At 56.6% G+C, this 11871-nt stretch carries 11 protein-coding genes; 6 read left to right on the forward strand and 5 right to left on the reverse strand.

Going from position 1 to position 11871, the window contains the following annotated elements; translation table 11 throughout:
* Position 1: 1 nt before the first annotated feature.
* Together HRR99_RS07370 and HRR99_RS07375 are read right to left on the reverse strand one after the other, a co-directional pair.
* Positions 2-2338 carry a S8 family serine peptidase gene (locus HRR99_RS07370; RefSeq protein WP_233123314.1) on the reverse strand — a complete coding sequence of 779 codons (2337 nt, stop codon included), beginning with the start codon at positions 2336-2338 and terminating at the stop codon, positions 2-4.
* Between the two features lie 136 nt (positions 2339-2474).
* A complete protein-coding gene (locus tag HRR99_RS07375) occupies positions 2475-3590 on the reverse strand; it encodes an AAA family ATPase (RefSeq protein WP_233123315.1) in 1116 nt (371 codons plus the stop codon).
* Between the two features lie 639 nt (positions 3591-4229).
* Between HRR99_RS07375 and HRR99_RS07380 the strand changes: the two genes are divergently transcribed.
* Together HRR99_RS07380 and HRR99_RS07385 are read left to right on the forward strand one after the other, a co-directional pair.
* Positions 4230-4496, forward strand: a complete 267-nt coding sequence (locus HRR99_RS07380; RefSeq protein ID WP_233123316.1) for a hypothetical protein — start codon at positions 4230-4232, stop codon at positions 4494-4496.
* A gap of 137 nt (positions 4497-4633) precedes the next feature.
* A complete protein-coding gene (locus tag HRR99_RS07385; protein ID WP_233123317.1) occupies positions 4634-6061 on the forward strand; it encodes an ISNCY family transposase in 1428 nt (475 codons plus the stop codon).
* 5 nt (positions 6062-6066) lie between these two features.
* On the opposite strand, the gene HRR99_RS07390 is transcribed toward HRR99_RS07385, so the two are convergent.
* Complete coding sequence (locus HRR99_RS07390; RefSeq protein ID WP_233123450.1) at positions 6067-6804, reverse strand: hypothetical protein; 738 nt, start codon at positions 6802-6804, stop codon at positions 6067-6069.
* Positions 6805-7129: 325 nt separating this feature from the next.
* Between HRR99_RS07390 and HRR99_RS07395 the strand changes: the two genes are divergently transcribed.
* The 4 genes from HRR99_RS07395 to fghA all read left to right on the forward strand — a co-directional run bounded on the left by HRR99_RS07395 (position 7130) and on the right by fghA (position 10492).
* Complete coding sequence (locus HRR99_RS07395) at positions 7130-8206, forward strand: catalase family protein (protein WP_233123318.1); 1077 nt, start codon at positions 7130-7132, stop codon at positions 8204-8206.
* 301 nt (positions 8207-8507) lie between these two features.
* Positions 8508-8954: a YaiI/YqxD family protein gene (locus tag HRR99_RS07400; RefSeq protein ID WP_233123319.1), complete on the forward strand. Its 447-nt coding sequence runs from the start codon at positions 8508-8510 to the stop codon at positions 8952-8954.
* Between the two features lie 18 nt (positions 8955-8972).
* Positions 8973-9632 (forward strand): DUF1345 domain-containing protein, encoded by a 660-nt coding sequence (locus tag HRR99_RS07405; RefSeq protein WP_233123320.1) that lies wholly within the window; start codon positions 8973-8975, stop codon positions 9630-9632.
* Positions 9633-9658: 26 nt separating this feature from the next.
* Positions 9659-10492, forward strand: a complete 834-nt coding sequence (gene fghA / locus HRR99_RS07410; RefSeq protein ID WP_233123321.1) for an S-formylglutathione hydrolase — start codon at positions 9659-9661, stop codon at positions 10490-10492.
* 7 nt (positions 10493-10499) lie between these two features.
* On the opposite strand, the gene HRR99_RS07415 is transcribed toward fghA, so the two are convergent.
* Together HRR99_RS07415 and HRR99_RS07420 are read right to left on the reverse strand one after the other, a co-directional pair.
* Complete coding sequence (locus HRR99_RS07415) at positions 10500-10991, reverse strand: hypothetical protein (protein WP_233123322.1); 492 nt, start codon at positions 10989-10991, stop codon at positions 10500-10502.
* 64 nt (positions 10992-11055) lie between these two features.
* The gene (locus HRR99_RS07420; protein ID WP_233123323.1) at positions 11056-11859 is read right to left on the reverse strand and encodes an ATP12 family chaperone protein; all 804 of its coding nucleotides are present in this window, start codon (positions 11857-11859) and stop codon (positions 11056-11058) included.
* Positions 11860-11871 lie beyond the last annotated feature (12 nt).

Consider the following 11871-nt stretch of genomic DNA (forward strand, 5'->3'; position numbering starts at 1 on the left):
CCTACTGTTGAATGCGTATGCGGCTGCGCGGAAGCACCGCTGCTCTCACTGCAGCACTCACCGACGCGTAGATATCTTCACGCACGGTAGCCGCGACTTCGAGAGTTATGGCCAGCGAGTACGGGACCGGGGTTTCTCGATAGTTTGGGGACAGCGCCCTCGCCTGAACGCCGACGAAGAGGCCCGCCGAGTCCGTGAAAACCGCACTATTTTCTCCTTCGAGAACGAAGTGGGCTACGGTTCCACGCCGGATATCATCCGGATGCGGTTGCATGACCTTCTTCAATCCGCGCCAGAAGTCGCGCTTGCCGTCTCGATCGACGATGTCGATCGCGGCGCCCCGATAGGCAATCGAGGTTGGATGGAACGGTGGTGCCCAGGCAACCGTCATCACTATCCGCCTCAACTCCCTCGAACCTATCATGCTCGCAGGAATCGGAATCCTGTATTCGTGGAGTTGTTCGTGGGACACGGCATCATCGGCAAGCAGAGTGATACGGTTGGTATCTCCGGCCACAACACGCTCAAAGTCCGGACGACCGTATCCTAGAAATTTCGTGATGCTGCTTCTGCGCGCCCTCCACTGACGCGGCGTTGCGGGCGGATAGATACGTTCCAGGATGTCCCCGTGATCGCGCCAAGCAGAGCTGTGGATAAGCAAGGCTCTCGTAGCAAGCGCACGTCTTTCGAACGAAGAGAGCTGAAGACCCTCTTCTTCCAACATCTCTTCGATAGCGTCCACAATCCTGATACCCGCCCGTGTGACTAGCGCCGCGGCATTGCTGGTACCTGTGGAGCGCGAGGTACGCGAAAGGCTGCCTGAAATCGGATCGGGCGCAGCAGTCTTTTGACCTAAAATCCCGGTATCGCTTGGCCACAGTACATGACCGCTGGCGGTGTCCTCGGTCGCAGCAAGCTGCCGTCCGCCGGCCTCGACAAGATCCGGTTTAAGAGAGCGGTTGATACCGGGGCCTATCGCACTTCCCAGGTTCGTCACACCGAACGAAGGGAAAGGGTCTACATGCCCTGGCGGGCACACACCGGAGTCATCAAGATGCAATGCGCCAACGGTCAGGACATTCATTGCTTCCGCGGGACTGAGAAGGCCGCGAATTCCTTTCGTTGCCTCCACCGCCAACATCGTTGAAGCCTGGCGGGCCACCGGCGAGGCAGCAGCGTAAGCCGCTTCGTCGGCGAAGCCCGTCGGGAACTCTCTTGTGATGTTCCCCGAACTCACCACGAACAGCACTCCGTACTCCGTACTCATCCAATCGAGCAGCCTCGCCCAGACGCTTGGTCTGCGGACAAACGATCCTTCGGAGTCGCATACCGAGTGATTTATCAGGACAACGTCGGGTCCGGTCGGCGGATTGCCGTTTAAGCCAGCTTTCAGGGCTAAAACCGCTCGGTAGATCATGCCGATAGGGAGGTAATCAGTGTCGAGGCGCTCGTCCGAGAGATCTTGTGGAGCAGCAAGGATCGGAACCGCCTTGAGTTTTCTTGCGATGGGTTCCTCGCCGGCGGCAAGATCCCCGTGGATGATAAGCGAAGCTATCGCCGTGCCATGATATCGGCGCATTACCGGCACCATGGCTGCCGTAATATCGACTTCCTCCACATCGACCCGTCCTGCGAGCAATCGATGGTTAGCCATTGGGTAGCCGTCAAGGATTGCCGCAACTGCGGGGCGGAGATCTTCTTCATCGAATCCTTCGTCGGCAATAATAGTGTCGCCGCTGTCCGGATTTGGATTCGAACGGAAAAACGACTGCGGACGGATCGACATGATCTGGTCGGCCTCTGCAACCGCACCAGACCGCGACTGAACACCACTCGCGCTATCTGGCGGAACCTCAACGAGAGCCACCTGATAGCGGATCGGGTCGATCGTGACAAAGTCCAGGATAGTCCCGCCCACATCGTCAAGAACCTGCTGCAGACCTTCGCGCGCTGTTGCCCGCAGGATTGGATCGCCTCTGTACCATAAATCCACTTCCAGGCGGACAGGAGCGTCTGGATCGCGCTCAAGCTGTCTTCCGATAAACGCCTGTGTGGCTGGGTCGATGCGGTCAGTTGCGTTCCAAGGCCTGACCGCTGACAGATAACCGAAGACCTTCCACCAATCCTGCTCGCCAACGCCAGGAGCGCGTTTTGCCGTGAACCTGTTCCACATGGCCAACATCCGCTCGACGCCAACGATGGTCGGCATCGTAATGTACATCAATGACGAGACGACATCATCCTCGTCGCCTTCATCCGAGGAGGTCGCGTTCTCGAGTTCGGCATTCGCGTAGTCTTCGGTGAGCCATTCGAAGCCAATCTGTTGAACGGCGTCCACGAATTTCTCGATAGGCCCGATGACTTCGAAGACGAGCGCTCGGTCTGGTGACGCAAAAGCCGGATTGCTATTGCTGCCTGCAGCGATTGACTGCCTCAGCATATCTATGCCGGGCGCCAACCGCCGAGCTTGGCTCTCAGAGGAGAGTGCCCTTGGCGGGATGAACTTTCGCTTGCCCTTTATTCTTTTTTGAAGTCCTTGGAGACGATGGAGTCTTACTATCGGGCGGTTGGCGATCGGTCACACTCCTTACGTGCGATTTATGCTTCTCAAGCTTAGCCAGCGCTACGTTAGTCGCTTCTTCCGGCGAAACCTTTCCTCGAGACAACACAACCTTACGTCGGATATCCAAGGTGAAAGCTTCGATATCGGAAAAGTTCATTCCGAGCAACGACTCAATGAAGAGATTCTCGCTCACGTTGAAATTGTCACCGAAATCTTTGCCCAGCCGGCGGAACCATTCCGCTATTTCCGACCTGCCAGGCAGTGGCACGTCCAAACGCAGTTCGAAGCGGCGCCACACGGCGCGATCGAGCAGTTCAGGATGATTGGTGGCACAGACGACCACGCAATGGCTCGGGATAGAGTCCATCTGCAAAAGAAGCGAACTCACCACTCTCTTTATCTCGCCCGTTTCCTGCGTGTCGCCGCGCTCCTTGCCTACCGTGTCAAACTCGTCGAAGAAGACGAGACAGGGCTTTTGCGATACGAAGTCCGTCAGTTTGCGCAGCCGTGTCGCCGTCTCACCGAGATAGCTCGCAATTAATCCGTCATATCGTACGACGAGAAACGGAAGTTTCAGCTCGGAGGCCAGAACCTCTGCGAGGCTCGTCTTGCCTGTACCTGGAGGTCCGACCAGCAGAACCTTATGGCGAGGCTCCAGACCATAGGAACGGAGAAGAGCAAGATCCAAGTACTCCGCCACGAAGTCGCGAATCTCGTCGCCGGTCTCATGCGGCAATACCAGATCAGTAAGGTGTCTACGGGGGGTCAGTTCGACGAGAGAACCTTCGACGTCAGCGGGGATTGCATTTCGGGCACGGGCTTTCGCCTGCGGCATTGGCGCACCTCCGGATGCTTTCTCGAGGCGCTCCGCAAATCCGAGGACCTGCTTGGATCGAGCCTCCGCGGCGAGTGCCTGCAGGGCAGCGCGCGCCGGTCCTGTGTCGAGAGCCCTGTCCTCTCTTTTCCGCGCCGTCTGATTGCTTGGCATCTGCTCGGTGGTCCTTTCTTGAGCCTGCTTAGTTATCATAGGAGAACCCGTGAGTTATTATAGAGTTTCAAATTATCTCTCCCTTCAGAGCAAGCGGCAACGCTCAATTACCACACCTCGGGCAGATAAGCAGAATACTGACACCTTCATTAGATCAGTACCCGGGTGAACTGACCACCCTGAGGCAGGGGTTACAGTTTCTTGCTACTGAAACGTTAATCACGACGTATTCGCATGTCGGACCTGTCCGCACGCTTCCGAGAGCGATCCTGCGGTAAGCCCAGATTTTCGATTCGTGTCTCAATTATCCTGTTGCTTCCTGAAGACAAGGTCAACCGCTGAAAAATGGTGCCTGATGGCATGTCAAAGCCGAGCTTAACCCGGGATCGCGCTGCCTTCATCCAGGCGATGGTCAACGACGTCCGAAGTCACCGTTGCTCAATAGGAGGAAGCCATTATTACCCCAATTCTTCTTAACCAAATAAACGACCTCTCTCCGAAAATCGCGTGCTCCACTCGGAAAGAGACTGTCCCCTGTTCTAACCGGTTAGTCCCGGCGGATACGAGAGCTACAGATATCGGTATGGGTACATTGCAATCTAGCGCGGATACTCCCCGAGGGGGCAAGCAAAGATAGCCGATCAGGAAGCCTTTGGAGCGTTCATTTGGGATTGCTCTGTGAAAAACACCGCAAAAGAAAGTCAGTTTTATCCACACCAAGAAAGCTGTCGCTTTGAGGAGGCTTCCTCCTGTGTCGTGGCGACCCAAAGTCTTGCCCATCCGGCTGATCACTATCAAGCAAAGTCCAATTACCTGCACCGCTCAGATGTTGGTTTGATCTCGACAGTTAATCGTAGGCCGCAGATCGAATTTTCTGGGCTGAAACGATCCGCTGGTATGCAATTCTGGCAAGATGTCAGTGCACTTAGGCAAAACGCCGTGTGATCGGCACGATTTTCTGCAATGATTTCAGAAGACCTTAGGCAAGGTGTGGGTGCGTGTAACACACTGGTCAAATCCAACGTTGGGAGCAAGGATGACGACATTCAACCTGGTCGAGACCATGAGCGGTCGGAGTCGTCATGTCCTGTTTGATCACCATGTCGCAGAAAGAGTTGCATCGCCTTGAACTTATCCAGAAGATCCGTGACGAACGCCTGAGCGTTGTGCAGGCGGCCGAACGGCTCGACCTCAGTCGAAGCCAGGTGCATCGGCTGCTGCAGGCCTATGACCGGGATGGCCCAGCCGGGCTCGTTTCGAAGAAGCGATCGCGTCCTAGCAACCGGCGCCACAGCGAGGAGTTTCGTAATGCGGCGCTGGATCTGATTCGTGAACGATATTTGGATTTCGGTCCGACGCTGGCACGTGAGAAGCTGATCGAGCTGCACCGGATCTCGGTCGCCAAGGAGACGCTGCGACAATGGATGACCGAGGCTGGTATCTGGGTCTCACGCAAAGAACGCAAGAAACGGGTTTTCCAGCCACGCGGCCGACGTGATTGCTTTGGCGAACTGGTGCAGATCGATGGCTCGCATCACTGGTGGTTCGAGAACCGTGGGCCCAAATGCGCCCTGCTCGTCTATATCGATGACGCGACCGGCAAGCTGCTGCATCTACGGTTTGCAGGATCGGAGAATACGTTCGACTATCTACATGCGACGAAGGCCTATCTGCAGCAATGGGGCAAACCGCTGGCCTTCTACAGCGACAAGCACGGCGTTTTTCGTTCGACCCATGCGTCGGAGAAGGACCGGACGAGCGGCCTGACACAATTCGGCCGGGCGCTTTATGAGCTAAACATCGACATCATTTGTGCCAACACCCCGCAGGCCAAAGGCCGGGTGGAGCGTGCCAATCAGACGCTGCAGGATCGGTTGGTGAAAGAAATGCGGCTTCGCGGCATCGATACAATTGAAGCTGCCAATGCCTATGCGCCTGAGTTCATGGAGGATTTCAACACGCGTTTCGGCAAGCAACCACGCAATACGAAGGACATGCACCGACCTTTGGCCTCGCATGAGAACCTCGATGGCGCCATGTGCCGCAAGGAAGTCCGCACCCTGTCGCAATCCCTTACGCTGCGTTACGACAAGGTGCTGTTCATTCTCGATCCGACCGAGATTTCCAAGCCATTGGCAGGGCAGAAGGTGATTGTCTGCGATTATCCGGACGGCCGGCTTGAGATCATGCACGAGAGCTTTGCCCTACCCTACAGGACCTTCGATACGTTACGCTCGGTGCATCGTTCGGAGGTCGTCGACAACAAGCGGCTGGACGATATGCTGTCGATCGTCGCCGAGTTGCAGGCAGGCAGAGAACAGCAACGCAGCAAGAGTGGCCCCCGACGCACTGGACAGAAGGATCATATGTTCGGCATTCGCGACGGCAGCACCGGCAACGGCTACCAGAAGCGTGGCCGCAAACCGGGCCCCCGGGCGGATTTCATGAATGATCCGAAGGTGATTGCGAAGCGAGAGAAGGCGTTGATGAGGCAGCCAGCGGCAGAATAACGATCTCAATGGACGCCGATGTCGCTCTGCGTATCCGACTCCAGTTGCAGGCACGCTGGCCAAAGTGGCGTCTTGTGGAAGGATCCGTCCTGGAGGAACGTGAGCCCCTCTCGTGCCTCGTAGAGCAGGCCCAGCCAGCACAAGCGTCGAAAGACACCATACTGAAGATCGGATTTCAGTTCCCAGGCTTCCAGGGTCATTTCGGTCTCAGACAGGGGCGCGAAGTCTGGCTTGAGGATCTTCACAACCTGCAATGGCGTGCACCCTTCTCTGGCCTTGATATTGAGAAGATTGAGGAACATGCGCCACCAGCGTAACCGTGCTCGGACCTCCTCTTCCCGTTCGGTGTCGTGGACATAGGAATAGAGATAATCCGTGGCAATCAGATCAAAGAAGGCGTTCGGGTCCAGCAGAAACTCCCGGCCGCGTTTGGTTGGCAGCAGCACATTCTTTTTCCGGCGAAGGAATTTTAGATGACGGGTCATGTCGCGCACGACCCAGAGCGGCGGCATGTCGCTTTCGTTCAGGACTTTGTTCATGCTGTATAGGTCTTCGGCCGTAAACCCTGGCCAGAGGAAGTGCACGGCGGCCCAATGCACGAACTTGCGGTTTATGGCGCCGGTCGCTGTCAATCCTATGCCACTTTCGCCGTCAGCATAGGCGACGGACAAAAGCATACCGCGAAGAAGTGGTGAAAGCGCGGCCACGTCGACGTTGCCGTGCAACTTGATTTCCGGAAGCATCATGCCGCTTTGATCCCTACCCGCCCGATGCAGGTGCAAAACGATTATCAACTGGCTATGAGATAATTGCTACTGAGGAAGCTAAAGCCGAGGAGGGAGTTCTATCATCCGCCCCCTCCCTACCCTTGCAACCCGGGCCAGCCGGTCCGGTCGGGGGCTGATCGGTATCGCCAGTGTCGCATTTCTAATGGGCCAGCGGCGTCGCAGCTCTAACCAGCTTTGACATTCTATGTAGCCGGGGTGGGCGATGACGGCGGACCCACCCCTTCAGTTTTGGAACAAACTCAAACTCGCAGGGTTTTCTGGGAAATCAGAGGAGCCCCACATGCCGATATCGCAGCCAGTTCGCTTTTCTCCCGATCTTGAAGAGATCAAGCCTGATGAACAGGAAACGATCCAAGGTCTCAATGAAACCTTCGACACGATCCTTCAAAAGACCGCCAGCGATTACGGTCATGCTGTGAGGTCGGTGCATGCCAAGTCCCATGGCATTCTTCAGGGCACGCTTGACGTCAAAGACGATCTCCCACCTGAACTTGCCCAAGGCTTATTTGCTAGACCCGGCAGTTACACCGTGTTCATGCGTATATCGACGAACGCTGGCGATATTCTCCCCGATGCGATTTCTCTGCCCCGTGGCATGGCCATAAAAGTCGTGGGCGTGGATGGCGAACGCCTCCCCGATGCGGCAGGCCGCAGCCAGGATTTTGTCATGGTCAACGGCCCCGTGTTTCAAGCCAAAACCGCTGACAAATTTCTCGGCAGTCTGAAAATGCTTGCTAAGACCACCGACAAAATGGAAGGTACGAAAAAGGCGATGTCGAGTGTGCTTCAGGTGGTCAACAGCGCGATGGAGGCCGTGGGACTGTCCAGCTCCACGGTTCAATCGATGGGTGGCGCTCCGAATGTTGATCCGCTGGGAGAAACCTATTTCAGCGTGACGCCTTTCCGATATGGCGACCACGTCGCGAAATTCAGTCTCAAGCCCATTTCTCACGATCTAATCGAGCTCAGCGGTAGAGAGATCGATACCAGCACCGGCGAAGACGCTATTCGCGACACTGTGCAGGCCGAAATGAAGACGATTTCAGGACAATGGGAATTCCAGGTTCAGCTCTGTCGTGACATGAAGGCTCAACCCATCGAAGATCCAACGGTCGAGTGGGACCAAGCGGAGGCTCCCTTCGTAACTGTTGCGACCATAACGGCGGCTCCACAGGACAGTTGGAGCGAAGAGCAGGTCAAGCGGGTGGACGAAGAAATGCGCTTTAGTGTCTGGACCGGATTGGCTGCGCATCAGCCGCTTGGAAATATCAATCGCGCGCGAAAAGAACCTTACGAACACTCTGCTAAGTTCCGGGCGCATTTCAACGGCTGTCCTGTCCACGAACCGCAACAATAGGCGCGGCGTTACTGTAGATAGATCGTGTGGCGATGAGTGTGTGGGGGACGAGTTTCCCCGCGCTAGCTTCGCTACAGAACCTGTTGAAGCCCCCGGCCCCATCCGATTTGGCTATGAATTTACTCGCTGCGCCAATATTGCACCTCCCTCCAGCTTTGCCATCATGTGCACGTTGATCCCGTCGTTCCGCGCTCGCTTTCACCTGACATCCATCCCATTTCGCTCAAGCCAGAAATAACACTTGGGTATTTTCGACTGCAATTCTAAAAGACGTTGGAGTTCAGTTGAAGAAGAAGTGTTGATGCCGCAGATTTATGTCGATGCTGATGCGTGTCCGGTGAAGCCGGAGATATTGAGGGTTGCCGAAAGACACGGGCTTGAGGTGACGTTCGTGGCGAATTCCGGTTTGCGGCCTTCGCGGGATCCTATGGTCAAGAACGTAATCGTCTCCGCGTCGTTCGATGCAGCCGATGACTGGATTGCGGAGCGTGCCATCGAGGGCGATATCGTCGTCACCGCCGATGTGCCGCTCGCGGGTCGTTGCGTGGCCAATGGTGCGCAGGTGACCGGACCAACGGGGCGCGTTTTCGACAAGGCCAATATCGGTATGGCGACGGCCATGCGGGATCTCGGCGCGCACTTGCGGGAAACCGGCGAAAGCAAAGGCTACAACGCAGCGTTTTCGCCGCGCGACAGGTCTCAGTTTCTTGAAACGCTTGACCGCCTTTGTCGCCGCGTCAAAAAATAGGCCCTGTTGGAGAACCCCATGCAAACGGCGCAGCAACACAGTCAATTTGCCAGACATAAACCGTTCCTCGTGGCTTTTATTTTCAGCGCATTGGTGTTGGTTGGCACGATCATCGTGAAGCCATCGCTGGCTGTCGAATGCGCAGCTGTCGTGTTTTTCCTGACCTATCTGGTCATCGTCGCTTCGCGCCTCCCTCGCCTCACGGCCGCGCATCTGAAAGCGCATGCAGATAGTGACGACTTGCCAGCGATGGTCATCATCGCCATCACGTTTCTGGCTGTCGGCGTTGCGGTCGCATCGCTGTTTCTGGCGCTCAATCACACCACGGGTGAAACCGTCTGGTCGCTTACCTTAGCTTTTCTGTCGGTGTTGCTTGGCTGGTTGACCATCCACACCATGACGGCAATGCATTATGCCCACCTCTTCTGGCGCCCCGCGAAAGCGACGGGAAAGAAGCAGCCACGCGGTGGCATGGATTTCCCAGATACCGACGAGCCCGGTGTCTACGAGTTCCTGTATTTCGCCGTCGTGATCGGCATGACCGCCCAGACGTCCGATGTCGCGGTCACCACGACGCCAATGCGCAAGGTGGTGCTTCTGCATTCCATCGTCTCGTTCTTTTTCAACACCGTGCTCGTTGCGGCAGCCGTCAATGCTGCCGTGTCGCTTGCAGGCTGAGATCGGCCCAAAATCAAGGAATACACATGAAAATCATCTCTCAAAACACCGCTTTCGGCGGCATGCAGGGCGTTTTTACGCATGAGTCCGACGTCACCAATTGCGAGATGACATTTGCCGTCTACGTCCCGCTAAAGGCTATTCAGGAGCCCTGCCCGGTTGTCTGGTATCTTTCAGGTCTGACCTGCACCCACGCCAATGTCATGGACAAGGGCGAATACAGGCGTATGGCGTCAGAGCTTGGCTTGATCGTCGTCTGCCCCGATACCAGCCCCCGCGGCAGCGATGTGCCCGATGAGTTGACCAACTGGCAGATGGGTAAAGGCGCTGGCTTTTATCTTGATGCGACCGAGACGCCATGGGCTGAGAACTACCAGATGTACAGCTACGTTACAGAGGAACTGCCTGCCCTCATCGCGCAGCAGTTTCGCGTAGACATGAACCGGCAGGGGATTTTCGGCCATTCCATGGGCGGTCATGGCGCCATGACGATTGCTCTTAAAAATCCGGATCGCTTCAAAAGCTGCTCGGCATTTGCCCCCATCGTCGCGCCGTCCTCCGCCGACTGGTCGCGCCCTGCCCTCGAAAAATATCTCGGCGAGAACGAGGCCGTCTGGCGTCAGTACGATGCTTGTGCATTGGTCGAAGATGGTGCGCGCTTCCCCGCCTTCCTTGTCGATCAGGGCAAGGCAGACAATTTTCTTGAAAACGGCCTTCGTCCGTGGCTGTTCGAAGAGGCTATCAAAGGCACGGATATCGACCTGACGCTGCGCATGCATGACCGCTACGATCACTCATACTTCTTCATTTCGACCTTCATGGACGATCACCTCAAATGGCATGCGGAGCGTCTTGGCTGATCGTTGCTCAAAACTTGCCGGGAAAGAGCGCTGTCGCCAGAGGTGATGCGCGGTCGAGGCGGAATTCGGTGAGGACACGGTCCACGATGCCAGTCGCCAGCTCGTGATCGATGGCGGCTTTGTCGATTCCGATGATGGTTGCCGTGAATTTCGTTTCGGCGACCACTTCACCGGTCTGCACCGCTGCTGCACGAACCACGACGCGCGCAGCTGCACGTTCACCGAACATGAACGAGCCTCGGTCGACGGAGATGAGCCGTATCGTCAGCACCACGCGCGGGCGGGTCTTGTCCCGCGTGGTGGATTTGATGGCGTTCGACATCTGGTAGTGGATGGACTGCATCAACTCCGGTGAAATATCCGGCCTAGCAGCCACGAATGCACCGCGCACGTCATAAAGCAGCCTCTCACCCTCGCCTGCTTTCGGCTCCAGCCTGAAAGACATGAGCGCAAGAGACGCCAGCATGATGATGCCGAGACGCTGCAGCGAGTGGTGCATGATAGACGCTTCCCCCCAACGTCAGGTTAGGCATCTATCATCATCTTTTACGGTTAGAAAAGCGTTAAACCCTGATAGCACCATCGCGTGCAGCGACCAGCACGGCCAATGCCGCGCGCATGTCAACAAGCCTTGCAGCCCGCCTTATCTGCGCTTCCTCGTCTTCGCCCCACTGCTCGGATGTCCAGTCTTCGTCAAGATGCGCAAGTGCCCAGATTTCCTCAAGGCTGCGCACGCCTTCGGCCAGCGCAAGCGCCAGAATGGCAGACCCTGTCAACGCCGTCATGGTGTGCAACGCTGCAAGCTCTATCGCGGTATCATACTTGCGCAGGGTCACGGCAAAGGCGGCGACGGCTTCGCGCGGCTGCTCCTGATGAATGACGCCTTCGACCAGAATGAACCGTGCGCCAAGCGTCTGTGCGGCCCAGTCGATGATCGGATCCCACTGGTCCGTCTGGCGCTCCACCAGCGCAGCGGGTTCTGCGGCGCGGTAACACAAGAGATCGCTTGAGGAGAACCGCAAGATGTCTTCGAACACAGCCTGCGTATCAGCTGCGATGCCATCGATGGCCGTGTTGACGTGCCGAGAAATCGGCATGATGGTAGGGTTTACCACCTCAGCCTGTGCATCCCACTCATCTCTCAGCAGTTGCGCAAGGGCACGTGTCGGCACGGTCAGCGCGTGTTTCGCAGGTGTCCGCATGGTCTTGCCATCGAGAAGAACGGTGAAGACACCCTCCTCCATTTCCCCAACCGACACATCCTTGTAGAAACGCTTCGGCAAGGGCTTCTGCATCTGGATTTGCGAGCGGCGAATGGGGTCGGGATGGCTTAGGCCTTCGGTCAGATCGTTCAAAAGGTCACGCATGATACGTCCTCA

The organism is Agrobacterium vaccinii, from assembly GCF_021310995.1.
GTDB classification, from domain to species: domain Bacteria; phylum Pseudomonadota; class Alphaproteobacteria; order Rhizobiales; family Rhizobiaceae; genus Agrobacterium; species Agrobacterium vaccinii.